This window comes from Variovorax sp. GW821-FHT10B04 (genome assembly GCF_059415645.1).
Map to the genome: position 1 here is coordinate 1 of NZ_JBWKNQ010000016.1, position 25,113 is coordinate 25,113.

General features: G+C 60.3%; 38 protein-coding genes and 3 tRNA genes. 20 read left to right on the top strand and 21 right to left on the bottom strand.

Translation table 11 applies throughout. From position 1 onward, the window contains the following. Window positions 1–242: 242 nt before the first annotated feature. Window positions 243–458 carry a hypothetical protein gene (locus AC07PZ_RS28425; RefSeq protein ID WP_495298528.1) on the top strand — a complete coding sequence of 72 codons (216 nt, stop codon included), beginning with the start codon at window positions 243–245 and terminating at the stop codon, window positions 456–458. A 17-nt stretch (window positions 459–475) separates the two neighbouring features. On the opposite strand, the gene AC07PZ_RS28430 is transcribed toward AC07PZ_RS28425, so the two are convergent. The 10 genes from AC07PZ_RS28430 to AC07PZ_RS28475 form a co-directional block, all read right to left on the bottom strand. Beyond that, complete coding sequence (locus AC07PZ_RS28430; RefSeq protein WP_495298529.1) at window positions 476–997, bottom strand: hypothetical protein; 522 nt, start codon at window positions 995–997, stop codon at window positions 476–478. Then, a complete protein-coding gene (locus tag AC07PZ_RS28435) occupies window positions 994–1,344 on the bottom strand; it encodes a DUF4031 domain-containing protein (RefSeq protein WP_495298530.1) in 351 nt (116 codons plus the stop codon). The genes AC07PZ_RS28430 and AC07PZ_RS28435 overlap by 4 nt, the downstream gene beginning before the upstream one ends. Beyond that, the gene (locus tag AC07PZ_RS28440) at window positions 1,341–1,688 is read right to left on the bottom strand and encodes a DUF1064 domain-containing protein (protein ID WP_495298531.1); all 348 of its coding nucleotides are present in this window, start codon (window positions 1,686–1,688) and stop codon (window positions 1,341–1,343) included. Before AC07PZ_RS28440 ends, AC07PZ_RS28435 begins: the two co-directional genes overlap by 4 nt. Then, entirely contained in the window at window positions 1,688–2,200 is a 513-nt protein-coding gene (locus tag AC07PZ_RS28445) for a hypothetical protein (RefSeq protein ID WP_495298532.1), read from the bottom strand. Before AC07PZ_RS28445 ends, AC07PZ_RS28440 begins: the two co-directional genes overlap by 1 nt. Continuing rightward, the gene (locus AC07PZ_RS28450; protein WP_495298533.1) at window positions 2,197–2,541 is read right to left on the bottom strand and encodes a hypothetical protein; all 345 of its coding nucleotides are present in this window, start codon (window positions 2,539–2,541) and stop codon (window positions 2,197–2,199) included. Before AC07PZ_RS28450 ends, AC07PZ_RS28445 begins: the two co-directional genes overlap by 4 nt. Window positions 2,542–3,050: 509 nt before the next feature. Continuing rightward, entirely contained in the window at window positions 3,051–3,356 is a 306-nt protein-coding gene (locus AC07PZ_RS28455; RefSeq protein ID WP_495298534.1) for a hypothetical protein, read from the bottom strand. Further along, the gene (locus AC07PZ_RS28460; RefSeq protein WP_495298535.1) at window positions 3,353–3,520 is read right to left on the bottom strand and encodes a hypothetical protein; all 168 of its coding nucleotides are present in this window, start codon (window positions 3,518–3,520) and stop codon (window positions 3,353–3,355) included. Before AC07PZ_RS28460 ends, AC07PZ_RS28455 begins: the two co-directional genes overlap by 4 nt. A gap of 2 nt (window positions 3,521–3,522) precedes the next feature. Beyond that, on the bottom strand, window positions 3,523–3,882 hold the full coding sequence (locus tag AC07PZ_RS28465) for a hypothetical protein (RefSeq protein ID WP_495298536.1): 360 nt from the start codon (window positions 3,880–3,882) through the stop codon (window positions 3,523–3,525). Continuing rightward, on the bottom strand, window positions 3,879–4,124 hold the full coding sequence (locus tag AC07PZ_RS28470) for a hypothetical protein (RefSeq protein WP_495298537.1): 246 nt from the start codon (window positions 4,122–4,124) through the stop codon (window positions 3,879–3,881). The genes AC07PZ_RS28465 and AC07PZ_RS28470 overlap by 4 nt, the downstream gene beginning before the upstream one ends. Before the next feature lie 46 nt (window positions 4,125–4,170). After that, on the bottom strand, window positions 4,171–4,416 hold the full coding sequence (locus AC07PZ_RS28475; protein ID WP_495298538.1) for a helix-turn-helix domain-containing protein: 246 nt from the start codon (window positions 4,414–4,416) through the stop codon (window positions 4,171–4,173). Between the two features lie 95 nt (window positions 4,417–4,511). Between AC07PZ_RS28475 and AC07PZ_RS28480 the strand changes: the two genes are divergently transcribed. Next, window positions 4,512–4,751 carry a hypothetical protein gene (locus tag AC07PZ_RS28480; protein WP_495298539.1) on the top strand — a complete coding sequence of 80 codons (240 nt, stop codon included), beginning with the start codon at window positions 4,512–4,514 and terminating at the stop codon, window positions 4,749–4,751. Here the strand turns inward: AC07PZ_RS28480 and AC07PZ_RS28485 are convergent. The 3 genes from AC07PZ_RS28485 to AC07PZ_RS28495 are packed head-to-tail and all read right to left on the bottom strand — an operon-like array spanning window position 4,732 to window position 5,521. Continuing rightward, on the bottom strand, window positions 4,732–4,914 hold the full coding sequence (locus AC07PZ_RS28485) for a hypothetical protein (protein ID WP_495298540.1): 183 nt from the start codon (window positions 4,912–4,914) through the stop codon (window positions 4,732–4,734). The genes AC07PZ_RS28480 and AC07PZ_RS28485 overlap by 20 nt on opposite strands. Then, on the bottom strand, window positions 4,911–5,210 hold the full coding sequence (locus AC07PZ_RS28490; RefSeq protein WP_495298541.1) for a hypothetical protein: 300 nt from the start codon (window positions 5,208–5,210) through the stop codon (window positions 4,911–4,913). The genes AC07PZ_RS28485 and AC07PZ_RS28490 overlap by 4 nt, the downstream gene beginning before the upstream one ends. 26 nt (window positions 5,211–5,236) lie before the next feature. Continuing rightward, a complete protein-coding gene (locus AC07PZ_RS28495) occupies window positions 5,237–5,521 on the bottom strand; it encodes a transcriptional regulator (RefSeq protein WP_495298542.1) in 285 nt (94 codons plus the stop codon). Between the two features lie 71 nt (window positions 5,522–5,592). Between AC07PZ_RS28495 and AC07PZ_RS28500 the strand changes: the two genes are divergently transcribed. From AC07PZ_RS28500 to AC07PZ_RS28535, 8 genes are all read left to right on the top strand, one after another. Beyond that, entirely contained in the window at window positions 5,593–6,276 is a 684-nt protein-coding gene (locus tag AC07PZ_RS28500) for an XRE family transcriptional regulator (protein WP_495298543.1), read from the top strand. Window positions 6,277–6,303: 27 nt separating this feature from the next. Beyond that, window positions 6,304–6,690: a hypothetical protein gene (locus AC07PZ_RS28505; RefSeq protein ID WP_495298544.1), complete on the top strand. Its 387-nt coding sequence runs from the start codon at window positions 6,304–6,306 to the stop codon at window positions 6,688–6,690. Window positions 6,691–7,242: 552 nt separating this feature from the next. Then, window positions 7,243–7,680: a hypothetical protein gene (locus AC07PZ_RS28510; protein WP_495298545.1), complete on the top strand. Its 438-nt coding sequence runs from the start codon at window positions 7,243–7,245 to the stop codon at window positions 7,678–7,680. After that, window positions 7,677–7,886, top strand: coding sequence for a hypothetical protein (locus AC07PZ_RS28515; protein ID WP_495298546.1), 210 nt, complete (start codon window positions 7,677–7,679; stop codon window positions 7,884–7,886). The genes AC07PZ_RS28510 and AC07PZ_RS28515 overlap by 4 nt, the downstream gene beginning before the upstream one ends. A gap of 8 nt (window positions 7,887–7,894) precedes the next feature. After that, complete coding sequence (locus AC07PZ_RS28520; protein ID WP_495298547.1) at window positions 7,895–8,176, top strand: hypothetical protein; 282 nt, start codon at window positions 7,895–7,897, stop codon at window positions 8,174–8,176. Window positions 8,177–8,233: 57 nt separating this feature from the next. After that, entirely contained in the window at window positions 8,234–8,587 is a 354-nt protein-coding gene (locus AC07PZ_RS28525; protein ID WP_495298548.1) for a YfdP family phage-associated protein, read from the top strand. Beyond that, complete coding sequence (locus tag AC07PZ_RS28530; RefSeq protein WP_495298549.1) at window positions 8,584–9,405, top strand: DUF2303 family protein; 822 nt, start codon at window positions 8,584–8,586, stop codon at window positions 9,403–9,405. The genes AC07PZ_RS28525 and AC07PZ_RS28530 overlap by 4 nt, the downstream gene beginning before the upstream one ends. A gap of 77 nt (window positions 9,406–9,482) precedes the next feature. Beyond that, window positions 9,483–10,178, top strand: a complete 696-nt coding sequence (locus tag AC07PZ_RS28535; protein WP_495298550.1) for a hypothetical protein — start codon at window positions 9,483–9,485, stop codon at window positions 10,176–10,178. Between the two features lie 8 nt (window positions 10,179–10,186). Here AC07PZ_RS28535 and AC07PZ_RS28540 read toward each other — a convergent pair whose 3' ends face one another. Continuing rightward, on the bottom strand, window positions 10,187–10,699 hold the full coding sequence (locus tag AC07PZ_RS28540) for a hypothetical protein (RefSeq protein WP_495298551.1): 513 nt from the start codon (window positions 10,697–10,699) through the stop codon (window positions 10,187–10,189). A 335-nt stretch (window positions 10,700–11,034) separates the two neighbouring features. On the opposite strand from AC07PZ_RS28540, the gene AC07PZ_RS28545 reads away from it, so the two are divergent. The 9 genes from AC07PZ_RS28545 (at window position 11,035) to AC07PZ_RS28585 (ending at window position 17,438) form a co-directional block, all read left to right on the top strand. Beyond that, window positions 11,035–11,754, top strand: coding sequence for a hypothetical protein (locus AC07PZ_RS28545; protein ID WP_495298552.1), 720 nt, complete (start codon window positions 11,035–11,037; stop codon window positions 11,752–11,754). Further along, complete coding sequence (locus AC07PZ_RS28550; protein WP_495298553.1) at window positions 11,751–12,086, top strand: hypothetical protein; 336 nt, start codon at window positions 11,751–11,753, stop codon at window positions 12,084–12,086. Before AC07PZ_RS28545 ends, AC07PZ_RS28550 begins: the two co-directional genes overlap by 4 nt. Then, the gene (locus AC07PZ_RS28555; RefSeq protein ID WP_495298554.1) at window positions 12,086–12,529 is read left to right on the top strand and encodes a hypothetical protein; all 444 of its coding nucleotides are present in this window, start codon (window positions 12,086–12,088) and stop codon (window positions 12,527–12,529) included. Before AC07PZ_RS28550 ends, AC07PZ_RS28555 begins: the two co-directional genes overlap by 1 nt. Further along, on the top strand, window positions 12,526–13,305 hold the full coding sequence (locus AC07PZ_RS28560) for an LAGLIDADG family homing endonuclease (protein WP_495298555.1): 780 nt from the start codon (window positions 12,526–12,528) through the stop codon (window positions 13,303–13,305). Before AC07PZ_RS28555 ends, AC07PZ_RS28560 begins: the two co-directional genes overlap by 4 nt. Further along, window positions 13,302–13,466: a hypothetical protein gene (locus AC07PZ_RS28565; RefSeq protein WP_495298556.1), complete on the top strand. Its 165-nt coding sequence runs from the start codon at window positions 13,302–13,304 to the stop codon at window positions 13,464–13,466. Before AC07PZ_RS28560 ends, AC07PZ_RS28565 begins: the two co-directional genes overlap by 4 nt. A gap of 902 nt (window positions 13,467–14,368) precedes the next feature. Then, on the top strand, window positions 14,369–15,079 hold the full coding sequence (locus AC07PZ_RS28570) for a Rha family transcriptional regulator (protein WP_495298557.1): 711 nt from the start codon (window positions 14,369–14,371) through the stop codon (window positions 15,077–15,079). Beyond that, a complete protein-coding gene (locus AC07PZ_RS28575) occupies window positions 15,076–15,375 on the top strand; it encodes a LexA family protein (protein WP_495298558.1) in 300 nt (99 codons plus the stop codon). The genes AC07PZ_RS28570 and AC07PZ_RS28575 overlap by 4 nt, the downstream gene beginning before the upstream one ends. After that, a complete protein-coding gene (locus AC07PZ_RS28580; RefSeq protein WP_495298559.1) occupies window positions 15,366–15,632 on the top strand; it encodes a helix-turn-helix domain-containing protein in 267 nt (88 codons plus the stop codon). Before AC07PZ_RS28575 ends, AC07PZ_RS28580 begins: the two co-directional genes overlap by 10 nt. Before the next feature lie 189 nt (window positions 15,633–15,821). Further along, entirely contained in the window at window positions 15,822–17,438 is a 1,617-nt protein-coding gene (locus tag AC07PZ_RS28585; protein WP_495298560.1) for a PIN domain-containing protein, read from the top strand. Between the two features lie 246 nt (window positions 17,439–17,684). Here AC07PZ_RS28585 and AC07PZ_RS28590 read toward each other — a convergent pair whose 3' ends face one another. From AC07PZ_RS28590 to AC07PZ_RS28605, 4 genes are all read right to left on the bottom strand, one after another. Next, complete coding sequence (locus AC07PZ_RS28590; protein ID WP_495298561.1) at window positions 17,685–18,113, bottom strand: hypothetical protein; 429 nt, start codon at window positions 18,111–18,113, stop codon at window positions 17,685–17,687. Then, the gene (locus tag AC07PZ_RS28595) at window positions 18,103–19,017 is read right to left on the bottom strand and encodes an endonuclease/exonuclease/phosphatase family protein (protein WP_495298562.1); all 915 of its coding nucleotides are present in this window, start codon (window positions 19,015–19,017) and stop codon (window positions 18,103–18,105) included. The genes AC07PZ_RS28590 and AC07PZ_RS28595 overlap by 11 nt, the downstream gene beginning before the upstream one ends. A gap of 38 nt (window positions 19,018–19,055) precedes the next feature. Then, window positions 19,056–20,243, bottom strand: coding sequence for a site-specific integrase (locus AC07PZ_RS28600; protein ID WP_495298563.1), 1,188 nt, complete (start codon window positions 20,241–20,243; stop codon window positions 19,056–19,058). Window positions 20,244–20,389: 146 nt separating this feature from the next. Next, a tRNA-Leu gene (locus tag AC07PZ_RS28605) sits at window positions 20,390–20,478 on the bottom strand. Between the two features lie 1,254 nt (window positions 20,479–21,732). Here AC07PZ_RS28605 and AC07PZ_RS28610 point away from each other — a divergent pair. Further along, a complete protein-coding gene (locus AC07PZ_RS28610; RefSeq protein WP_495298564.1) occupies window positions 21,733–21,939 on the top strand; it encodes a hypothetical protein in 207 nt (68 codons plus the stop codon). A 404-nt stretch (window positions 21,940–22,343) separates the two neighbouring features. Here the strand turns inward: AC07PZ_RS28610 and AC07PZ_RS28615 are convergent. The 3 genes from AC07PZ_RS28615 to lon form a co-directional block, all read right to left on the bottom strand. Continuing rightward, window positions 22,344–22,417, bottom strand: a tRNA-Cys gene (locus AC07PZ_RS28615). Between the two features lie 74 nt (window positions 22,418–22,491). Beyond that, window positions 22,492–22,567, bottom strand: a tRNA-Gly gene (locus AC07PZ_RS28620). Between the two features lie 62 nt (window positions 22,568–22,629). Continuing rightward, window positions 22,630–25,071 (bottom strand): endopeptidase La, encoded by a 2,442-nt coding sequence (gene lon, locus AC07PZ_RS28625; RefSeq protein ID WP_495298565.1) that lies wholly within the window; start codon window positions 25,069–25,071, stop codon window positions 22,630–22,632. Window positions 25,072–25,113 lie beyond the last annotated feature (42 nt).

Consider the following 25,113-nt stretch of genomic DNA (forward strand, 5'->3'; position numbering starts at 1 on the left):
GCGCTCCAAGTCGAATCCAGCCTGGGCTAGACGTTTCTCAAGATCTGCTTTCGCGTCTGCAGGTGTCATGATGGAAAAGCTTAGGAGATGCGTAGAAGGCGAAATTCTGAGCCGGCCTTGACCGTCCGATTCTGGCCGGTTGCCGTCATCGTAGCGCAGACCTCAGCTGCTCCAGACTACCTGCTGGCATACTGCGAGCTATCGCAGTGACCGGTCTTCACGGCCGCCCCGCTGGAGCCGCAATGCCCGAAGACCTAGTTACCACCCAAGCGATCTTGCTGCTGATAGACGGTGGCGACACGCTGCCTGGCACAGAGTTCGATTGGGCATTTGACCGAGGTTTCGCCATTTCGGTGCATCACCTCACCGGCGATGCTGTCGAGCGGACGCACCCGCAAGCAAAAGGCGTCCTGACAGATTCCGGTCGCCAAGTACTCTGGCCAACTCGCAGCCATTAGCGACCACCTCACGATCGTCAGTCGTCGAGTTGCGGGAGTTTTATCGGCCAATCGCCTGCGGCCAGGATCGAGCGTCGAGTGTCGGCACCCCACGCCGGCTCAATCACACGACGCGCCTCCTTGCTAAGCACGGCATGCTGGTCGAACAGGCTGTGGCACCCCATCACGCCCGGCCGGTCGCAGCAGAGTGGGAAGCACAGCCGATCGTCGGTCTTCGTCCCCTGCCCCTTCCCAGTGTTCGGATGCGCAGCCTGGCTGTAGCCGGCGATGCCACATAGCTTGCAAGGGCGAGCAGCCACCAAGCGGCGATAGGCCTCGGACACAACCGGTACCACCTTCGGGACTGCGGCAACCGTCGCGGACGACGCATAGGTGCCTCGTCTCAGCGGCTTCAGGGTCGTGGTCGCAGGTTCACCGGATCCAGTTGTCAACGAATTCTTGACAACTGGATCCGCAGGGAAGTCGCCCTCGTCCAGCACGGGCGCAGCGGCGCGCTGTTTGAAGCCTTTCCCACGCGACATCGGCGTGCGGCGCATCATCGAGCGGGCTCCGATGGCGCGGCCGCGCGACGCGTCTCCATGTGCGCCTTCAGCCACTGCCATGCGTCCGCCGGCGGGCCGAGCTCACCGGTGACGCGGCGCCGCGTGTTCATCGCACCAGCCTGCCGATAGGTGATCTCTACGGCGCCAGCCTTGATCGCCTCGGCGCGCTTGATCAGCGCGATGTCGTAGTGGCTGCCACTGGTGCGCGCGGGGCTCTGCCACCACTTCCGGGCCACGCCGATGCGCCTGGCCATCGCGTGCAGCTCCTCATCGGAGTCGGCCAGCATGTGGCACATCACCATCCGCCCGTACTTGGCGCGCATGTCATCCACGTAGACTGTCATTCGAAGGCCTCGGTTGCCCATCCGCCGCCGGCCTTCTTCGGGACCGCCTTGACCGCGATGAAGCGGAACGGATACATGTCCGCAGCCACCTTGATCTTGACCCGCGCGTCATCGGCCCAGAAGCCCTTGACCTCGTGGCATTCGATCTGGCCGGTGGAGCGCATGACGGCGAAGTCCGGCGTGTAGAAGGTGTTGTCGGCCAGGCGAAGCTTCAGCCCTTCGAAGCGATACCAGAGCACGTCGCCGGCAGCCTTGCGCAGCTCGAGTTCGTTGCCATACGCGGTTTCGGTCTTGTTCTTCGCGCCAACCTTCAGGCGACCGAGGGCGAGTATTTCCGGGTTCATCACATCAACCCCGTGAACATGCCCGCGCCGGCGAATACCTTCACCTGACCGCGACGTGCTCGGCTGACCAGGGTCTCCTGCATGTTCAGTCGCTTCGCGATAGCGCGGCCGGTCTCAGTGCTGGTCTGGATCTCGGTGATGAGCTCAGGCGTCAGCTTCGAGCGCGCCCGGCTTGACGCACGGTTTGCGAGGATGCGTTTCGTCTTGCCCTTGAACAGACCGGTGCGCGCTACCCACTTCCCATAGTCGACCTCCGACGTGCAGGTCATGTGCGCCGGGTTGCAGCAGGCCCGCTCTTCGCAGGTGCCGTACACGCGCCAGCCTTTGGGGATAGGCCTGCCCGTGCTTGAGTGCCAGACAGCGCGCGGCCCGGACTGAGTCGTCATGCCGCCACGCGTGTGGTCCGGCCCCCAGATGTTCGCGCGGCCATCAGCACGGAGCGATCCGCCCCAGAGCCAGTGCCCGTCGTCGGTGATGACGCAGCGGCCACGGATTTCCTCGAGGTCCTTCATGCGTGCACCCCGTTGCCGCGCAGGGTCGCCAGCTTCTCGCGGATGTTCTTGGGCGGAGGAGCGCAGAGCAGCCGATCGGCGGCGAGCTTCTGCAGCGTGGGGTCGGGACCACGCAACGGCTGCACGTCCGGCGGCGGCGCAGCACCGTTCGGCGCCCGGCCGCGCAGCTTCGCCCAATCCTCCCGCACCGCCTCCATGAACGCGTCGTCCCAGTCGACGTAGGTGTAGCCGTTCATGTTGACCTTGCGGCGGAAGGCCTCCATGTGGTCGGGCAGGCGGTCGAAGCCCTTCTTCACGGCCCAGGCGGTAACGCGCGGCGACACGTCGAAGCCTTCTGGCATCGGGACCTTCTTCCCCCGACTGACTGGCGCGGGCTTCGGGGCCGGTGGCGGCGGCTTCGGTGCAGGCGTCGGTGCCGCAGGCGGAGGTAGTGGTGCTGGCGGAGGTGCGGGTGGCGGAGCGACAGCGCCGCGGCTCTCCTCTCCCTTTGTCTCTGCCTCTGCCTCTCCCTCTGTCTCTGGTACAGCAACCTGCGAGCGAGTTGCAGGCACGCTGCTAGCAGGTTGCGCCGGCGCGAAGAATCCCGCTAGCAGAAGCGGCTCCAAACCCGAAGTGACATCGGCTTCGCTGACCCGCAGGCGGAACGCGAGTTCGGCCACGTCGCCATCGAACGACCCATCCTTGGACTCGCTCGCGAGAAGCCAGAGCATTGGTGCAAGCGCCTTGCTAGCAAGTGGCAAGCGCTGATAGGTGCGGTCGTCGAGCAAGCCCTTGTGAAGCTTGATCCACGGCGGCGCGCGGTCCTTGTAGTGCTGGAATGACGCCCAGTTGCGGGGGACGAGCATCATGATCAGGCGGCCATAGCTCCCGCGAACGTGGCAACCCACACGACGGCTTCGTCGCCGCCCTGCGTTGTGCGCATGCGGCCGCTGTCGCCAACCTCCTTCGACTGCACGAGCTCGACGCGGAGCGGGCGCTGGGTGTTGGCGCCCATCGGAATGCGGGCCTGGATCTCTTCGTCCGTGGCGCCGCGCTCGCCGCGAGCGCGCAGGAACGCCAGCACCTGGCCGCGCTTCGACGGCGTCTTCGGCGCGACCGACATCGCGGCCATGATGCTGGTCGGTGAGTGGCGCCGGGCCGGGAGCGGCTTTTTCATGCTGCCTCCTTCTGGGGTTCGTTCTGAGCTCGGATGAAGGCCTCTTCGAAGACCTCGGCGTGCGGGGTGCCGGCCGGGTACGGCTGGCTCTCTTCGAGGCTGACGCCAGCCTCCGCCATTGCGCGCGCGTGGCGCTCGATCGATGACTTGGAAACGATCGTCATAGCTACCGCCCTCCCCGCCGCGTGCGATCACGCTTCAGCGCATCGGCCTGGCCCTGCAGGCTGTTCGACAGCGTGATGGCGCCAGCACGAGGTTTCAGCATCTCCTCCGCCCGGCGGGCCGCGCTGTACGACACCGAACGCTTCGAGAGGCCCACGATGGTCGAGCGGTCGGTGCCATCCGCGACGCGCTGAGCACGCGTCCGGCTGCTGGTCGAGCGTGCGCGAGCGTGGCGCTCCAGCTCGGCGACGTAGTTGTGCGGCGTGCTGCCGAAGCCCAGCGTGAACGCGTTGTCCGGGCTCACGCGGATGCCGTTATCCCAAAGCTTGATGCCGGCCGCGGATGTCGTGATGACTTCTCTCATTGGTGCACCTTCTGGCCGTGCTGGATCAGCATGCTCATCGGGAGGTCCACTTCTTTCGTGGTCAGCGCGCCGGTCTCGTCGACATAGCGGGCGATCACGCGCGGACGTTCACTGCCCACCACGCGGCGGACTTCAGCGACGCGGAGGCTCGGCAAGCGCCAGTGCTCGCCAATGTGCGGACGCGTCGGGAGGCGCCACAGGGGAAGGGGCGCCGGCGCCGGCGTCGGGGAAAGGTTCAGCATGTTGTTTCCGGGTTGCAGGACAAGGGAGTGCGATCGGCTCTTCGGCCTATGCGCAGGAAAGGGTTTGGGGGGCGGGCTCGGGGTCCGCGTAGATCTGGTCGAGCGTCACGACGTGGCCAAGCGAGGCGGCGTACGTGATCAGGCGTTTGGCGCGCGGCACAGTGAGGCCCTGCGCGCCGCGTTCGACGTGCACGAGATTCGAGTGGGTGCAGCCGACTGCGGCGGCCAGCGCCTTCTGAGTCACACCCAGACGGTGGCGGATCTGCCGCACGGGATGGGCGGCGCTAGACATGTCGCCCTCCTTCCAGCGGGGGCACGACGGAACTGGCCTCGCGCTCCCGACGTACGATTGGCACTTCCGAATGACCATCGCCGGAAAGGGCGAACATGAGCGACGCCACATTGGAGCTGCTGCTTGCATCGAACATCCTGAATCTCGCAGCCAGCCTCCGGCAGGACTCGTGGAACAAGTTCGCGGCGGAACGCAGCCACGACTTGATCACCGACAGCGAGGCGATGCGCGAGTGGAGACAGGCGCACCCGGTCGCCCAGTTCGTCCCGGAAGCCTTGGCAGCGCTGGAGATGGTCGCGAAGCAGGTACGGGACATCAGAGGCGCCAATCCCTGATTTGCGCCGGTGCGGCGATTGGGTTTTGCCCCAGCGGTGCACGTGAAGAGCTCACGCATGCGATGACGATGGGAAGTGCGAGCACCTGCCGGCGAAGCGCCTCGACTTCACGCAAGCGCTGAAGGCCCCGGGTGCGCGGGCCGCGCTTGATGCCGCTCTTCATGCCGCACCTCCACCGGCCCCGGAACGCCCGCCGTTCGGGAACATTCCGACCACCTGCCGCATGCGCTCCCGCTCGACACTCTCTACATGGTCCAAGCCGTACAAGCTCACGTCGATGATCCGGCACACGTAGTCGCTCTCGGTCACGCCAAGCTCGTGGCAGCGCTGCTGCAGCTTCATCTTGGATTCGTCGGTGATGCGGGCCTTGACCTCGCTGTTCTTCTTTCCGCCCAGAAGGGAGCGGGCGAACATGGGGAGGTCGTCTTCGGGCGCCGGGGCGGCTTTGGTTTTGGACATGGAGCGTTTTGGGAGAGTGAGACTGGTCAGCCGGGTGCGGCGGCCGCGTGCTGCACAACGACCCGCATGGGCTCACGCGGAGCGCCAGGCGTACCAATGAGTTCGGGCCAGTTCCGGTGCCAATCGGCAGGTCGGAGATCCCACCGACGCACCAATCCGCCGGTAGCGGCCTCAATGGCAACGCAATCAGCTGCATCGATCGTCGAGCGGCGCTTCTTCCAGTTGCTCACGACCGACTGGCCGACGCCGATGGCTTCGGCCAGCTTCGTCACCCCTCCGCAATATTCGACGGCTCTATCAAGTGCATCCATCACCCAATTATCACCATAGTGATATCAAAGTCAACACCGCAGTGATTCACAGAAGTGATGGAATCAAACGAATGGAAACCGAGACGATTGCCGCCCGCTTGTTGCGCCTGCGAAAGGCTGCGGGGCTCACCCAAGCGCAGCTCGCCACGCAGGCCGGAGTGAGCCAAGGGACGATCGGCAATCTCGAGTCCGGCGTGCGCGGCTACGGCGAAAGCATCGTGGACATCGCTACGGCGCTCGGCGTAAGTCCTGACTACCTACGCATGGAAACTGACCAGTGGCTTCCACAGTCGGTCAGTCAGCGCCCGTCGGCAGAAATCGATCTGAATAACAACCCCGACTATCCAGCGATTCGCTACGTGAGCTTCAAACTTTCAGCTGGAGCGAGTGGCTTCGGCATTGACTATGTTGACGAGAGAAAGCGGCCCTTGGTATTCGGTCGCGAATGGTATGCAGACCATGGTTATCAGCCAACGAAGCTGTTCGCAATTCGGGTGGCCAACGGCAGCATGGAGCCGGGCTTGCATCACGGCGACACCGTAGTCGTGAACACCGGCGACACGAACTTGAAGGACGGCGAGGTTTTCGCGATGAATTTCGAAGGCGAACTCGTTGTGAAGCGGATGGTCAGGGACGGTGGGCAATGGTGGCTCTCATCCGACAATCCCGATCAGCGCCGCTACCCGCGCAAAATCTGCGACGAGCATGTTTTCTGCCTCGGACGCGTTGTCCACAAGCAGAGCGAGCGAATCTGAGGACCATTGGGACTGTAGGCCACCATCATGAGCGAAGCGACTCTGCAAGAGTGCCCCCTGTGCGCCGGCGCCGCAACCTTCAAGCTTGTTGATTACGGTGCAGCAAAGCATTTCACCTGCGGCAGCTGTACTGAATTTCGGATTTACTTGACGGCGGAGAGCATCCTCAAGAAGTCGTCAGGGCAATGGCAAAAAGCAGCGGCGGAAGGCGCGCCAATCAAACGCCGAAAAGTTACTCGTGATCTCAAGACCGACCGGTCCAATCCTCCACGCACCCACAACTACACAGCTGGTAGCGGAATTTGTGCCCCGCGCGGCCCCGTCGAGATAGCAACCAAACGAGTACCAGCGTCACTCGTGAAGGTGTTGATCCCTGAGCGCGCCGCGCGGCCGTCCAAAAGCATCACTGCATAGTCCTGCAGCACCTTCGCAACATCGGTGGCGAAGAGACTGCACTCAAGGTGCCGATTCTCCAGCTGAAGCACCAACATCTGAGCTTCGGGGCGGTCGGGGTCGCCTCTGAAGAAAAGCAGCCTTTGACCGTGCTCCACGAAGTACTCAGGACCGGCGTGAGCCTTGCAGCTCCCGCCCTCTATCTCACCGTTCATTCCGTCTCCATGTGATCTCTTCAGTCCACCCGAACTGAAGCTGCGCAAACACCGTCAACTTGGACGGGTGATTATTTAATCACTTTAGTGTTGACATCGCAAATCACTTAAGTGATTATTCGTCTCAGGCCGAGCACCCGTTCGGTACTTTCTGGAGAGACGATGAAGATCGAGAAGGATGTCCTCGCGGTGCTGAGCGCGGCACCCGTGAATGGCAACGCTGCCGTTGCGGTTGTCGTCCTGGGAGCCGCACTGTGATCGCCGCGGCTATTTGGGGCGCCCTCGCCCTTTCCCTCACCGGCGTGCTCGGGTGGTGTCTCGCGCGCATGGCAACGCTGGCGGAAGAGGGAGAAGAATCGTGAGCGCCGCGCAGCACACGCCCGGCGGCCAGTGCGACGAGTGCGAGGGCTTTTGCCTGCAGTCTGCCGAACGTGTAATTGACGCCAGCGCCGTGATGTCCCTTCACATCGGCCAGCAAGTCCGCCATCGCGACTACAAGGGAACGCGGGTGACCGGAGTGGTCTATGGTTTGCATCTCGATGACCAGGGCCAGCTGACCGCAGACGTGGTGCTCGACGCCCCGATCGTCATCCCGGCCCGCGGAGAGTTCAGCGAGACCCACATCCACCGCCAGCGCCTACCAGCCCATGAGCTGGCGCCGTTTGACGTTCGCGACGAGTTCATCTCAGAGATGTTGGCGGCACTGGTCGGCGTGGTGCGCGTTGCCGATCGAGCGACTGCGGAATTCGATGCCGCGCGTGCCGCCATTGCCAAGGCTACGGGGCGCACGTCGTGATCGTGCTCTCCCGCAAGGCCATGGTCTGGCTTGCCGCATTCGCCATCGCGCTTGGGCTCGGCTCGAGCTACCTGCTTGACGCCGGCGACGACGGCGCCGAAGCCACCGCTCAGCACGTCGACGACGCCGAGCGCGACGACGCCCGCTTCGCCCGGGCGCAGCGCCGCGTCGCGATCGAGCGCCAGCAGAAGCACGCCGCACTGTGAGCAAGCCCATGGACGCCGATTTCCTCGACATAGCAGCGCCAGCGCGGCCGGCAGTACCAATGCTGCAGCTCGGACAGCTGAGCACCACGCTCGCGCCGGTGCGCGTGAATGAAGCCGGCCTGGCCTCGCTCGGCATCCACCCGGCCGGCCGCGACAGCAGCGCCCGCCTCTACCGCGAATGCGATGTCCCGGACATCTGCGCCGCCCTCGCGCTGCACCTCATGCAGGTCCGCGCCCAACTCCTCACCCCCCGCTCACCAGAGGCCGAATCACGGCCCGCCGGCGGCTGAGTTTCCGAAGCCCTTTTGCTGTCACGCATCCCATCCCCTCAACCAACCAAGGACCCTATGAAAGCTTTCGCTCTTCAACTGCAGGAGCTCAACGACGGTACCAGCCACGCGGCGGCCACCGCTGCCTTCGCCGAGCTGCTGCGCTCCGTGCAGCACAGCGGCAAGGCCGGCGACCTGACCCTCAAGATCAAGGTGGCACCCGCCACCAAGAGCGGGTCAGGCTACGTCGACAAGGTGACCATCACCGTCGAGCAGAAGCTCAACCTGCCCAAGGCCGAGCAGCCCACCGACTTCTACTGGCTCACCGACGAAGGTGAGACCTCCCGCAACCACCCGCGCCAGCAAAGCCTCGAGCTGCGCGACGTGGCATCGCAACCCCCTGTTTCCTTCAAAACCGTCGCAGCATCATGACCGAAGCCATCAACGCTGAATCCGCCAAGTTCGTCGCAGCCCTCTCCACCGCCGGCCTCGAGCCGAAGGTGCTGGGCGACAGCACGCACATCCTCGTGCCGCCAAACTACACCCACAAGGACCTCACCGACCTAATCGAGAAGGCTCAGGCCGGCCCCAGCCGCAAGAAGGGCACGTTCCGCGTGTTCGACGTGGCGAGCCTGCTGGCGTATTGCGCCGACCAGGCCGCAGCCGATTACGCCTATGTCTATGCGGACCCCGACGCCCGGACCATCAGTGCCGTGTTCAACGACATGAAGCACCCTGCCGCATCTGGATGGCGGGACCACCGCGCGGTGTTCGCCGCGGTCTACACGCCCGAGTTCGAGAAGTGGCTGCGCAACGACAAGGAAGCGATGACGCAGACCGATTTCGCCGAGTTCATCGAAGACAACATCGGTGACCTGCAGGGCGAGGAAGCAACCAATCTGCTGACGGTCGCCACCACCATCGCAGCGACGACGGGCATCAACTTCAGCAGCGCGAAACGGCTGCAGGATGGCCAGACCCAGCTGGTCTACAACGAGACCATCAACGCGACGGCCGGCGCGAACGGTGAGCTGAAGATCCCCAAGGTCTTCAGCCTCGGCCTGCGCATCTTCAAGAACGGCGGGGGCTACATGCTGACGGCCCGGCTGAAGTATCGGATCCACAGCGGCAACGTGAAGTTCTGGTACGAGCTGGAGCGCCCTGAGCGCATCGTCGAAGACGCGTTCAAGGGCTACGTTTCCGAGGTCGCGGAGAAGAGCGGCTACACGGTCCTGCTGGGCCAAGCCTGACGCCACTGCACGCCGCCACGCGCGGCGTGCGTCTTCCACTCCATCCAGATCCGTCGATGCACAAACGCACTCGCGACATGACCACGATGGTCGAGGTCGCCGGCCTCACGCTGATCCGCACCTACCAGGCCAAGACACGGCTATGCGCCGATACGCGAGCGCCGAACGGCGTGGAAATGACGTTCTCTCTGTCGGTCGGGTCGCGATCTGATGTGCGCGGCGACCTGAATGAGCAGGCAAAGATGAAACGCTTCGCGCGCCTCAACCCCGCGGCGGCGCTGTCGCCCGAACAGATGGCACAGCGCGAAGCCGACCTCGTTGCCCTCCCCGCGCCTGCGGTCGTCCACAAGCCACGTCGGCGGTTCGCAGCTGTCACGACGCCAGTCCCCCGCGCCAGCACGTCGCCCGTGCCGCCCACCATCACGTCCCCGATCACCATGAGCAAAGCTCCAACCCCGCACGTCGTCGAAGACTTCACGCCCCGACAGTTCTATCTGCTCTGCGAGTGGCTCAAAGGCCAGAAACTGCCGCTGATCCCGTCGTTCGATGCGCTGGCCATGCTGGCATCGCAGCACTTCGGCATGCCGGCATCAGAAGCCACGATCAAGGAAGCGATCGCGCTGACAGAGCTCGTCGAGCCCGAGCACTGGGCACCGCCGACCGAGCCGCACCAGATCCTCGCGCAGGAGATGGTCACGTTCATGCGGTCGCTTGGCGCCGAGCCGTCGGCCGCGGTGATTTCGCTGTTGAAGCCAGTGGCGGTGCTCACATGACGAATGGACTACGGTCGCTCGTGCCACCGGTAACCGTCGACCATCGTGAGCCCGTAGTCGACGGCAACCTCAATCGCCAGCGCTTCGGTGCTGCAGCTTTTCAACCCGAGGCAGGCAGTGAGCCCTATCTCCGTTCGCACCAGCTCACCTCCGTCGGGGTGCAGGTCAATGCGATAACACGGCATGAAGCGGCCGTCGCTCGCGATAACCCCCAGGCCGTAGACCAAGAAATCGCCCGAGCGCGCGGGATTTTTGAAAGACGTATCGGTCATGATTGCCCAGTCCTCGAGGTCGCAGCGCATCTGAGTCTCGCGAAAGATGCGTGCGATGTCGGAGCGATGCATATCGCGATCCGTTTGTGCGCGGTCGGCCCAGGTTGGTCCGCCCTCGCTGTCACTTCCAGCCCTCGTCACACCGCCACGGTGCACATCGTTCACTCGGACACGAAGGTCAGGGATAGCTTCGATGCGCTCAAGCAAGCGCTGTTGCAGCTGCGCTGCAGTACAGGTCGGTTTTGCCATGGATCAGCGCGTATATCGGTGCCAGCTCAGAACACCACCGTAACTCTCAATGCGGGTCCATTTCGTCCCGCGCGTATTGCATATCCATGCCGTGTAACTGTTGCCGGCAGGACCAGGTATCGCTTCTCCTCCGGTAAGGGCAAAGCGCCAGTCTGCCGTCATGTGTTGATCGACCACTTGGCATCGCTCGCAGTCGTTCATGTAAATGTTTCCAATTGTTCGACAGAGATTATGAGAGGACCGCCAGTGCCCTCCATGTCAGACAAATGCTCCGGTTGGGAGAACCCCGTTGCTGGCGCGCGTGGCACGGGACAAGCGCACGAAGGAGTCGCACCGTGAACCCCGAGACCTCTGCGAACTCAGCGCTGGTTGATACCTTCAGCGGCGACAACGCGGCGCTGACCCGCTGCATAGAGGCGCTGCTGCTCCTCGACGCACAGAATGCCTTGGTGCCGCACGGCGTCGGAGGTCACGCACGCGCGCTCCTGTCGGCTGCTGCCGTTCGCCTGGCTGCACCCGCTCCGGCCCCCAGCCTCGACTTCACCATCAGCTCGGACCATCCCCGCATCCTGACGTACCACCAAGGGGGATGTCGCCCAGCGAATGTCAATGAGTGCGCCCTTTGGGATGCGCTGACCGATGCTTTCACCGCTGCGCCGCTCGCAAAGCCTCTCGAGGCGGTGCACGGCGACATCCTTCCGGCGATCGACACGCAGGTGCTGATCCATCTCGCGCGAGCTGATGCGTGGGAGGCTCACACTGTCACCGGCTACTACGTGTGGCCTGATCTCAAGGGCAATGCCTCCCTGCAGCGTGTGTTCGTTCAGGTGCGCGATGGCCTGGGGTACCCCAACGCCCGACTGCTCCGCGATGTGCGCCGCCTCGATGGCTCTGCATTCGTCGTGGACCGCGTCCCGAAGAACGCCGCTGCGAGCTGCAACAAGGCGCCCGAGGGCTGGCAGTGCACTCGCGAGGCCGAACATGACGGCCCCTGTGCTGCGCATCCGGTGGTGGACGACTCGCCGCTGGAGACCGGCGAAGGGGATGCACGATGAGCGCCCCAGCTACCTCTTGGCTGATCCTGATCGCCGGCGCCATCGGCTTCCTGGCTGTCGAGCGGCAGACTGCTCCAACGACCGACGCACGAAGCGCATGCCTCGAGTACGTCGAAGAAACCCTTGGCCGCAGCGTGCAGGCCCAACGCATGCCGACCTGGCCGGCCGCTGCCGACTCGGGCACCTGGCTCATCGAGGCCACCTACACCGATCGGGGCACCCGTGGGACGCTGTGGTGCCAGCTCCGTGAGACCTCCTCAGGCTTCAAGCGGCTCGCCATCCACAACCGCTCTATGGACGCGCATCGCGCCGCCGGGAAGGACGGCTTCTGATGGCGCGCTATTTCCGGACAAACCGTCCCCGGTTCCCCAAGCGCCCTCCCGCGCAAGACCTCATCTGTTCCGCCTGCGGCCAGGGGAAGAGCCTCCACGGCGAGATCAGCGGGCAGTGCCCGTACGGCAGCGCTCGCTCGGGCACCACCGGAGCCTCCTTCTATTGCCCGCCACTCGGCACGCCGCTGATGACGATTCAGCAGAAGACGCTCGCGCGCGCTTTGGTGGCCGTCGACATGCCGCCGGGCAACGCGACGAAGCGCTTCGCCATGTCGATGCAGCTGCGCGCCTTTCGCCTCAACCCACCACCGCTGACAGAGCGGCAGGCGGAATACCTCCGGACCGCCGTGATCCGGTACCGCCGGCAGATCCCTGCCGACGTGGTCGCGCTTGCCGAGTCGATGGCCCCAACTTCCACCATTCAGAAAGGCAGCGACGCATGATGGCCCTGTCTCCACCACTCGCACGGGCCTATCTCTCCGGCTGCCTGAACGGCGACGCCTGGCACCACGTTCCGGCAAACCCTCGCCACGCTAACTACATCGGCTTGCGGTGCGCGGACAAAGACTTCGCGGAATTCTTCGCCACAGCCATCACTGCAGCCTACGGCGTACCTGCGAAGGTCACCATCGATGAACGCGGCTATTTTCTTGTTCGCAAGACCAACGGGGCGGGGCGCTTCAACGGGCTACGTACCGCCGTCGTGAAAACAGAGGACGAGATGGGCATGTGGCTGCGCGGCTTGTTCGACAGCGAGGGTAACGTGGTCTGCGTCCCAAAGCCGCGTTGCGGCCCGAATTCCTGGGATCGGCGCGTCGCGATGTTCGTAACCGATCGCGCCATTCTTGAGCGCGCTAATGATATGTTGTCGGCGCTCGGAATCTCTGCGCGGATCACTGGTTGGGCGAACAGCAAGAGTCATATCGGCACAAAGCCGATGTTCGCGCTGGTTCTCAACTCATCGAAAGCAGGCTTTGAGCGCTTCGCTCAGCTTGTTGGCTCATCAATCGAACGCAAACAGCAAGCACTCCAAAAGCTTCCGACCACCTACCACCCTAACTTGCGCCTCGCACAGCAACAGGCTCAACTCAAAGGTGCCGCTGTTCGCGCGGCGCGCCGTCTCGCTGCAAAGAATGCGCAATCGGAGCCGATGTCTGCTCCCATCCCGTTCAGGGGTGCGCTAGGCTTCTTCGAAACCGGATTGGGAGAGCCCTCATGACCCTTGCAGTCGGAGTTGTCCTCGTCGCGCTGTCGCTGCTTGTCGATATGGCGCTGCGGCCGGCTCAGCCGCCGGTATGGTCGATGCTCATGGGGCTCGTCGGCTTGGTCGTGGTCCTCGTCGGTCTCGGCATCGTCGGATGGAGGCTGCTGTCGTCATGACGCTACAGCCCACCATCCCGGTCATGCCGCCGCGTCTCGCGGGCCATGCCAGCCCTCGTCCCTACTTCTTGCAGCAGGCCCGCGCGAACGGCCAAGTGAAGGCGTCGTTTGTCGCTCCCCGTCTCGGCCGAACCACTGGCGACGGTGCATCGACCACCGGAACGATGACGTGCCGCGGCGCCGTATCCACTCCGCCGAAGGTCGAGCTTTTCTGCCACCGGCCGCGCCGCGGAGGCTCTGGCTCTGGGGTTCGCCTCTTCCCGAGCGATCGGAAGGTTGCGTCGATCAATTCGTCGAGTGTGTGGTCGGCTGGCAGTTGTTCCATCTGTGCCCACGCCTGCCTCTGTGTGCAGCCGCACCGCCACTGCAGCCATTCGGCGAGCAACCGGAAGGCGAAGCCCTCTCTGCGTTGGTCCGCCAACCAACCCTCGAACCGTTGGTTACCCAGTTTGTTTGTCATCGTGCTCTGTGTGCTACGCACGCCTCTTGTCGAAGCGCCCGCGGAGGTTGCAGGGTCGCGAATGATTCGCAATTTCCGGATGATAACCAGACGGTTGAATGACATGCAACCGTCGGCAGTGGTGCGAATTGATGTGCTCGAACCACCGGCTCGTGCTCGCGCAGTAGGCATTGCAGACCAAGTGCCGATGCGGTACATTGCACTCGCCCTGGCATCGTCCGGGGTCGGATGTGGAAGTCCGGTTGAGCACTGCGACGAAAGCCGCAGCACCGCAAGGTATTGCGGCTTTTTTGTTCGCGCCCCAGTTTTGGCGGCTCGGATGGGGGGGCGCGAGCCCCGCCGGTTCACTCCAGTGCTCACCGGTCTTCCACACCCATTCGGGCTGCCGCCTTATGTGGAAGTTTGTGCGGCAGTTGTATTGACAGAGCAACTGGAGGCCATCATGGCTCAATCCGCACTCGTGGGCGCGTACGTGCCCACCCTGGCCGTCATCGACGGCATCCCCACGACCACAAGCATCGACGTGGCTCGAGCGTTCGGCAAGCCCCATGCAGACGTGCTGCGGACTGTCCGCAACCTGCTACCGCAGTTGAGCTCCGAACATGCCCGCAATTTTGCGGAGATGTTCGTCGAGACTGATATCGGTCAAGGTGGAGTGCGTAAAGACCCGGCCTACCGCCTGACCCGCGACGGCTTCACCCTCCTCGCCATGGGTTTCACCGGAAAGAAGGCGCTGCAGTTCAAGCTGGCCTACATCGATGCGTTCAACCGCATGGAGGCGCAACTTTCGACCGGCGCGGACCCGGAGCGCGTCAAGCGCGCCTATGCCCTCGCGTCGGAAGTTGCCAGCCAGGCAGCGCGCACCGTGTTTCAGGCCGTGATGGCCGGAGACGACGGGTGGAAGAACGAGCGATGGATGTTTGCGTTGAACTACGGCCGTGACAGCGTGGCGCCGTGGGCCGGCGTCATCGACCGCGATGCCATGGTGGCTTCGCTGAAACAGCTGGCAGCCCAGATCGTGGAGCCGAACGAAATGCTCCCGAGCAACACCGACCTCGCCAACCTGGCTGCAGCTTGCAACCAACGTCTAGCGCAGCGCATGGAATACGCAGCGAATCAACAGAACGGACGCCGGGAGGCATTTCCCAAATGAGCAATGCACTACTCGAGCGGAAGGTCGAGTTTCAGTCGGTCCCCGCCGTCGAACTCACGGACCAACAGCACCGGGCGCTGGAATTTCTTCGCAGCTACGTCGCCATGAACGACAACATGCCGACCGCAAAGACAGTCAGCGAGCATTTCGGCTGGACCAGCGCCAATGCGGGTTACGACGTTCTGGTGCGCCTCGCGAAGAAGGGGTACATCGAGCGCTTGGCCGGACAGGTGGGATGGCGATTCGTGCGAACGACGATCAGAGCAGCGCAGCAGGGAGGAACAGCATGCCAATGATGTCTGTGCAACAAGTCGCTGAGTACCTCGACTGCGAACCGAAGACTGTCGAAGAGGCTCTGCGCATCAAGCGGCTACCTGGGGTGAAGTACGGCCGCTCATGGCGCATTCCGGTGAGCGCGCTCGACGAAGCGCTGCACGCCGAGGCGATGGCAGCGCGGCGCAACGCGCCTGCAGCTGTCGCATCGATCGGTGCGGCAGGCACCAAACGCTCCAAGCGAAGCGTGCTGCCAACGCTACCATCCCTGTGCCGGTAGTAAAAGGTCCTTCCGCGGGGGAGCCTAGGCCGTCATTAAAGCGAGCGCCGGGCAGATCGACCGTAAAGACGCGCCCACTCCCAGCACGCCACACACGGACAAGGGCCTAAACCGGCCCCAAACAATTTGACCCGCAATCGACAACCCAGCTCATATCCCGAACACTCGGCTACTGTTGACTCAAACGTGATGAACACCTTCGCTGGCCACCCGGCGGCACGCAGCGGGCAAATCGGTCGCGCGGAAGGGCCGCCGTGGCAGGCTTTCAGCCGTTGCCTTCATTTGACTCTCAACATTGCGCCGATGGCAACACAAGGAACGTTACATTGTCTCTGTGTGCAAACGGGCGACCAACCAAAGCCGAGGTGCAATTTGAAAGACAAACTCGTCGTTTTTCCAGACACTAACTTATTTGAGCAGTGCAAGCCCCTAGAACAGCTTATTTGGAAAGATCTTGGCAATTACAAGAATATCGACATATTGGTCTGTCGACCTGTGCAACAAGAAATCGACCGGCACAAAAATAAAGGATCGGGTCGACAGTCTACACGCGCGCGCACTGCGAGTTCTACTTTTAAAAAAATCATAGAGAGCCCCAATAATTCTATTTCTCTTTGCGAAGACGGGACCCTAGTCACGCTTCGACTCGCTATAGAGTTAAAAGCAGACTTAAACCTTTGCGAGGAGTTAGATCTCAATCACCCCGACGATCAACTGGTAGGGATATCATTAAGTTTCGCAAAGTCGAATCCAAGCGTCGATGTAATCCTACTTACGCATGACACCGGCCCGATGTTCAGTGCAAAAAGACTTGGGCTTGCCTATAAAGACATTCCTGAATCGTGGCAGTTAAAGCCAGAAACCGATGAAATCGAAAAAGCTGCAGCAGCAGCAAAAAGGGAAATAGAGCGATACAAGAATCAAGAGCCAGTTTTTTCAATTCAAATAGATGAGTCGAAAGATCTTAAAATCTTTTCAAATCAAAATAACGTCTTTTCCCCTTTAACTGAAGATGAGCTTACGCTGCTTATCGGACGACTCACCGCTCTACACCCGAGGAGCGAAGACTTTGGACCACGAACTGCTCCTCCGAAAAAGAGTCTCGATACTCTGGGCTTGTATCAACGATATCGCCCAGCATCAGAGAATGAGATTTCGCTATATGTAGAAGCTTATGACGTTTGGATTCAAACCTGCCGCGCAAAGTTTCAACAACTAGCGGCAGCTCTCACATCGCAGCATCGGCCGACCATCCAAATAAGAATGAAAAATAGCGGCTCGCGGCCCGCGAACAATGTGCTACTGACCTTTAAGGCAAAAGGTTCATTTCTTTTAGGAATGCCCGCGCAGAAAACAGATGATAGTGTTGCTGACCTTCGCTTGTGTGCCCCACCAAGTCCGCCCAAAGGGAAGTGGCGCGATGCAATAACTGAGTTGGCTATAGCTGGAGGGTGGAGCAACAATGACCACTTCGCTCCAGGTCGCCTACTGAGCGCTCTCAATCAGCGAAGCATAACCGTAACAGATCCAGATGCGTTTTATTGGAAATCAGATCCAAAAACACCTACGGCAATAGTTACAATTGAGCGCGAACGCTGGCGGCACGAAATTGATGAAGTTAATCTCCCAATCGTCCTACATACGATGGAAGATATACGACTTTGCGAAGGCGCGATTGAGATTTCAGCGCACGCCTCGAATTTGACCAACCCGCTTTATCTAGTTGTACCGATCAAAATACCCTTAATTGTTTGTAGCACCTACCCATACGCGCTCGAGCTAATCGAAAACATAGAATGTCTTTAATATGAGCGAAAATTAGTCTCGCTTGCTCTTACTTACCCGCGCGTGAAATCTCGCATGACTTCTAAGGCGTCACCCCAAACCTTTATCTGTAAATGCGCTTCATGACGCGATGGATTCAATGAAATTCCGTTAACCCTCGATGGTCGACTGCCTGGAAAATCTCCTGCCGCCCAGCGTATGCGCAGCCGGTCAAATTCCATCTGCAGCAAAATACCCGAACTTAATATAAAAATGTGAGCACACAGCCTACTCTTTTATTTGCATCAACTTATAAAGAGTAGCGCCGATTTCTGGGTGTGAAAGCATTTCAGCAAGCGTACTCCGGAGCGCCTCTGCATCCAAGCAGTCAACGACCAAATCTTTATAGTCCAAACGACAAGGATATCCTTTTTCGCCCATTTCAGTAATTACAAGCAAGGTTGGCCTTGCCACATCAGCTGAATAGCTACTTTTTACGGCGATGCAGTCCCTATTCAGCTCAGACTCCGAGTACTTAAAAATAGCAAGGGCATGCACGAGGTCGCGAAACTTATAAACCCCAAGAAGCAAGACTCCGCCGGACGCTTCCTGAATCTCTTGAATAAAAGAAGAAAAAATCCCATTTATTTCTTCTTTTTGCTCTTGAGCAAAACGCGCCAATGAAATAGCATGATTGAAAGCGGATTTATAATCCATTCAGCGCTCCTATATCAATATTCACAAAAATTGGCAGATGATCGAATATTTCATTACCACCCGTCACTGCCAAAAGCAGATCATTCTGGCTAATGATCTCGATTGTTGCCTCATCTAGCATCAATGGTCCCATCTGCAGGAATCGAGGAGAGAACAACATCTGATCGAATACCCTCCACCGACTCTCGTTGTCTGAAAAGCGAAAATATGTCCCACAGTGGGCAAACTCTGCAGAACCGTTTTTGAGCGGTCTTCGCTCTCCGAGAAGACGCCAAAAGGGGTTATATAAGTGGGCTTTTGTCTTAAGAGCTAGGCCTCGATCTTGAGTCGCGAGAAGTTGGCCACTCAGCCCTTTCGAGAAAGGCTCGTCATTAAAATCTCCTATGCCAATCACATAGCCTTCCCCCCGCGCCAACCAGTCCGCAATTTTATCTTTCAATTGAAAGCCAAGCACATCGCGCAACGTCGAGTACTCAGGAACTCGCAGCCTACTGTTCCAATGGCAGATGACCAAATCCAGAGATACGCTAGAAGATGCCACGTCCAACTTAACATACTCACCCATCTTCAGATTGACTGAGCCGTGCTTAGCTATCAACGTCTGGTGATCACTAATAAAAAATCGCCCGCGCCTGTAAATCAATGCCGTATCGAATTTCAATTGGCCGACTGATTCTCGTCCTATATGAAAAGCAAAATCGGTCGAAGATAATTTTCGAACAATTTCATGCACATCATCTTCGGAAACTTCTCCAAGAGCAAGTATATCAAGAGATCGCTCACGATTTAGACGATCAATAACTTCCAAAGCAAAATTCTTTTCCTTGCCCGTTGCTCTAGGTTTCGCAAGCGGGGACAGGCTAGTGTTCCACCAGCATATTGAGATTATTTTCGTATCAAACATTTACCTCAATGCGCTCCGCTCAGGGTGTTGACCATTTATCAATTCATTGATTCTGAAAACCTATTTGCAAGATCCTCACCTCGCAAGGACAAGTAACGAAGCATCATAGCCATGCTGGACCATCCCATAATTTTGGCAATTTCGGTCTCGGTGAACGCCCAGTGGCCGTCTTTGGACCTCAGTGATACCCAACGACAGGTTGCCTCGTGGCGAAGGTCGTGCTCGTGGAAGTCGGGCACGTCGGCGTACTCGAACATCGTGGCGAAGCGCTTCGACAGGTAGCTCGAGGTCTTCTTCACCGTCGGCCACTTTTCCTGACCGAGCCACGGGAAAAGCTGCCCGCCCTTCACTTCTGCCACTCGTTCCCGCAGCCGGACGACCAGCGCCGGCCGTAGAGGCACAGTCCGGTGTTTGATCTTTCCGCGGGCGCCCTTGCTGCCTTCGATTCGCGCATAGCCCTTGTCGAGTTCGAGCTGGTCGACCCTGAGCATGAAGGCCTCCTGCAGCCGCAAACCGGTGTCGAGGATCACGTGGAAGAGCAGCTCGAATTCCGGCTCGCGTTTCAGACCCTTCCGCTTGCCTGGCATCTTCCCGCCGGCAAGAACAAACCGGACGCGCTCCTCCTCCGCGCCGAGCAGACGCCGATCGCGCTCCACATCGGTCTTGACCTGCTGGTCCTTGTTTAGGCGGGCGGCCTCCTCCACGCTGTATGCGCTGTACCCCGTCGGCAGACCGCGGAGCGGGTTCGCGGGCCTTGGCTGGCCATCAGGGGTTGATCGGCGCAGGTGCCAGTCCAGAACGCGCGCGAGCACGCCGATGCGCTTCCGGATCGTGCCAGGCGCCAGGTTGTGCTCGAGCTTCAGCCGCGCCACGTAACCCTCGACCCATGACACAGAAAGGGTAGCAAGCCGCAACCCTGCTACCTCTGTCACCACCACATCCAGCAGGTCGTCGTCGCTGCGGGTGATCGGTGCGGCCTTCGTGTACGCCCGGATGATCTCGATCAGCAGCGGGTTGTTGGTCTTGGCGTCGGCGGCGCTCTTCGAGGCCTGCGTCACCTCAAGCATCTCGCGCGGCACGATGCCGTTCTTCAGCAGTGTTGCGACCTGCTCTCCGTACCGCTCCGCCTCCTCGTACGAGTCGAAGGTGTGGAAGTACGGCTTGGGCAGCAGCTTGCTCTTGACCCTGAGTTGGAACGTGTTCCCGCGTTGCTGGATGGTCGGCATGATGCCGACCACTGTACCCCGAGGGGCCCGGGTAGCAGGGTAGCGCTGCTACCTTTTTAGGGTAGCAGCCGGCCGATTTGAGCCGATTTTCACTGTATGCATGATCAGGTTAGCTATGCTTTTCGTAGCAAGAAACCTATAACTGGTGGTGCCCGGAACGGGGGTCGAACCCGTATGCCATTTTATAGGCGGCGGATTTTAAGTCCGATGTGTCTACCAATTTCACCATCCGGGCTGAAAGCCGCGACAAGCGCGCAACAGGGACAAGCGACCGGCAAATGGGCGATCGCAAAGGCATCGCATCCGGGGGAAATGCGGCTGTGTTCAGCAATGAGAACGGAGGCGCCATAAGGATGCGAAGCGTTTGACCAAGCGCCATCTGCGTGAATGGAAGCTCATCTGGATTGCTGCAGCTCGTTAGCGGTTGAGGATACCACCGTGCGCAACGCGGTCAGGCTTCTTCGCGCTCCAAAGCGTGGCAGTTGGACAAGATTGAAGCGGACGACTTGTGCCGCAGTGGCTCGCCTGTATCGCCACGACATCCCGAACACAACGATACAAGACGACACAGAATGTATTTGACCAAGAAAAAATATCGATTTTTTGTGAAGGTGACATGTAGCACTATCGCCTGACACTCTCTCAAAATGGGAGAAATCTGGGAGTTCAGGTCAAGACCTTCCAACGCGCTTTTGTCGTAAGAATGAAAAAAACTATCGAATAAAGGCTCAAAAGAGGGTAGCAGCAGGCCAGACCGGTGTTCATCCATCGAATCTGTCGGCACTTTATTCCTCTCATTTTGAAACAAAATGTATTTTTGATTAGCGTTTCAAGGTAGTTGTGAAAAATGTCACGCTAGAGCCTGCTCCCACAGGTGCCATGCAACGACGCTGAGCCCCGTCTCACAGACCAAGTCACTATGTTTTCTCGCGCCTGCGGTTGTGGACTGGAACATTTAGTGCGCATCCCTCGCCGCCCGTGGATGCGTGTACTCCCTCGTCTGGCCTTCTACAGATGCAGTGTCTGCGGCAAAGAACAGCTGGCCTCCGAGAAGGAGGTCGACGCAGCCGTTCTTCCACACGTGCGCGAGAAGTTTCAACAAGCCTGGATTCATTCCGAGAAGGCGCCGATCAGCGACGAATGAGTCGCGCGGCACCCGATCATTCCCCGCACCGAACGATCGGAGACCGTGATGTCACTGCCGGAAAACGTCTGCTCGTGTGCTCAATGTGACATGGAACGAGTCCCGCGAACCGGATGGGTGCGCCTGGTGCCGCTCATGGGCATGTATGAGTGCGGAGAGTGCGGCATCCGTGAACTGGCACTGCGAGCCAGGATAAACCGCAATCGTCGGCATGCCGAGGATGCGCCATTGCACGAGTCGTCGGCAGCCGCTCCCTTGGGCAGGGCAGCGACGACTACCGCAAATGCGGTAATTGAAACAAGAATACAACTTAAGTAACATGACGTGTCCTTTCGAGGAGACATCATGAACACCAACGACATCACTCCCAAGGTCAAATTCACCGCGTTGCTGAGCGGTGCACTTGTCCTTCTGTTCCTGCTTCTAAGGTTCGTACCCACCGAAGAGGAACTGGCACTGACGTTGGGATTCTCTTTCCTGGGCCTGCTCTTCCTGACCTTTGCGGTGATCTGCTCGCTGCTTTTCGACTCTTTCGCCGAAGTCGACGGCTGATCGCATTCTTCTCCCGCGAGCAGTGGCGACTCGATTCTTGAGTCAGCGCCACAAGGAGAGACAACACCGATCGCGCCCTGCGGGCACGACCGATATTCGTGCCTGCAACTCGGGAAGATTCAAATCCGAGTGAATACCGGATGCAGAACGCTTGCTGGCCATGTTTATCTGGCAGCGATCACAAACGCAAACCCAACAGTTGGCTTCAGGGCACAGATAGCAGGGCAAGATTTGCCGTGCCTCGCCGAGATCCGATCCGACGATAGTCCCAGTCCATGGGGAGCAGCTCAGCCCGAGAAGCCGACCACCACTCTGCGGTAGTCAGTTCTTAAATTGAACGGGGGGAAAAGATAGATTGCTATCTTCTTGATAGCAGCACCGCGAGCGTATATGCGGTGTTTAGGTGGAGGCGCGACCCGGAGTCGAACCGGGCTAGACGGATTTGCAATCCGTTGCATAACCGCTTTGCTATCGCGCCACGCTTTTGACTGACTTCTTCGCCGGCGAAGGCCTGCGAAAAAAAGGGAAGCCACAGCTTCCCTTTTTCAAAACTGGAGCGGGAAAAGAGTCTCGAACTCTCGACCTCAACCTTGGCAAGGTTGCGCTCTACCAACTGAGCTATTCCCGCGTTTCGAGCCTCAAATTATAGAACAATTTTCGAGGGCTTCGCAAGCTTCGCGCATCAACGAATCAATGTTTGATCGATCCTTCGGATGACGGGGCTGCCCGCTGCTTCGACAGCTCGGCAACTGCGGCGGCGGAAGCGGCAACCTCTTCGTCCGACAGCGGCGTAGGCATCTTCTCGAGCGCGATCTCCAGAACCTTGTCGATCCACTTGACCGGCACGATCTCCAGGCCGTTCTTCACGTTCTCGGGGATGTCCTGAAGATCCTTGGCATTCTCTTCGGGAATCAGCACCGTCTTGATGCCGCCCCGCAATGCCGCGAGCAGCTTTTCCTTCAGGCCGCCGATCGCCGTGACTTCGCCACGGAGCGTGATCTCGCCCGTCATGGCCACATCCGCGCGCACCGGAATACCCGTCAGGGCCGAAACGAACGCCGTCGTCATCGCGGCGCCCGCGCTTGGACCGTCTTTCGGCGTGGCGCCGTCCGGCACGTGAATGTGAATGTCGCGCTTCTCGAAGGTCTCGTCCTTGATGCCGAGACGGCGTGCGCGGCTGCGCACCACCGTACGTGCGGCCTCGACCGATTCCTTCATCACATCGCCGAGCGAACCCGTGCGGCTGATCACGCCCTTGCCAGGCATCGTGACCGCCTCGATCGTCAGCAGGTCGCCGCCGACTTCGGTCCAGGCCAGACCAACCACCTGGCCGACCTGGTTCTGCTTCTCGGCCAAGCCGAAGGTGTACTTGCGCACACCCAGGAAGTCGTTGAGATTCGCGCCGTCCACCGTGACCTTGGGCGTCAGCTTCTTCAGCAACAAGCCCTTGACCACCTTGCGGCAGATCTTCGACAGCTCGCGCTCGAGCGAGCGCACGCCGGCTTCCCGGGTGTAGTAGCGCACGATGTCGCGCACGGCTTCTTCCGTGACGAGCAATTCGTCATCCTTCACGCCGTTGTTCTTCATCTGCTTGGGCAGCAGGTACTTCAGCGCGATGTTCGTCTTCTCGTCTTCGGTGTAGCCCGACAGGCGGATGACTTCCATCCGGTCCAGCAACGCTGGCGGGATGTTCATCGAGTTCGACGTAGCGACAAACATCACGTCGCTCAAGTCGAAATCGACCTCCACGTAGTGGTCACCGAAGGTGTGGTTCTGCTCAGGATCGAGCACCTCGAGCAATGCGCTCGACGGATCACCACGGAAATCGGTGCCCAGCTTGTCGATCTCGTCGAGCAGGAACAGCGGATTGCGCGTCCCGATCTTCGTCAAACCCTGCAGCACCTTGCCCGGCAGCGCGCCGATATAGGTGCGACGGTGGCCGCGGATCTCAGCTTCGTCGCGCATGCCACCCAGCGCCATGCGGGTGTACTTGCGGCCGGTCGCCTTGGCGATCGACTGCCCGAGCGAGGTCTTGCCAACACCCGGCGGGCCGACGAGACACAGGATCGGCGCCTTGACCTTGTCGACGCGCTGCTGCACCGCGAGATATTCCAGGATGCGGTCCTTGACCTTGTCGAGGCCGTAATGGTCTTCGTTGAGCACCGCCTCGGCGTTCGCAAGATCGTGCTTGATCTTGGTCTTCTTGCTCCAGGGCAAGCCGATGAGCACGTCGATGTAGTTGCGCACGACCGTCGCTTCTGCCGACATCGGCGACATCAGCTTGAGCTTCTTCAGTTCGCCTTCGGCCTTCTTCAGCGCGTCCTTCGGCATCTTGGCGAGCTTGATCTTCTTTTCGATCTCCTCGATGTCGGCACCGTCCTCACCCTCGCCCAGCTCCTTCTGGATCGCCTTGACCTGCTCGTTCAGATAGAAATCGCGCTGGTTCTTCTCCATCTGCCGCTTCACGCGGCCGCGGATCTTCTTGTCGACATTCAGGATGTCGACTTCGCGCTCGAGCTGCCCATAGAGGTTTTCCAGGCGCAACTTGACGTCGTCCAGGTCGAGCACGGCCTGCTTGTTGTCGAGTTTCAGCGGCAGGTGCGCTGCAATGGTGTCGGCCAGCCGGCCGGCGTCATCGATGCTTGAAATCGACGTCAGGATCTCGGGTGGGATCTTCTTGTTCAGCTTGACGTACTGGTCGAACTGCTGCATCACCGCGCGGCGCAGCGCCTCGATCTCGGTGCCCTTCGGCACGGTACCTTCTGCCACTTCGACCGGCGTCACATTCGCTGTGAAATGGCTCTCGCCATCTTCGATGCTGTTGACGCGTGCACGCTGCTGGCCTTCGACCAGAACCTTCACGGTGCCGTCAGGCAGCTTGAGCATCTGGAGGATGGTCGAGACGCAGCCGACCTCGAACATGTCCTCGACCGAGGGTTCGTCCTTGGCCGCCGCTTTCTGGGCGACCAACATGATGCGACGCTCCGCTTCCATGGCGAGCTCGAGCGCCTTGATGCTCTTCGGGCGACCCACGAACAACGGGATCACCATATGAGGAAACACCACCACGTCACGCAGCGGCAGCAGCGGCAGATCGATTGCGGTGGGAGGCAGGGGAATATGACCGGACATGGAAATCCTTTGTGTGATCACGGAAAGATGGTCGGCGTCGCG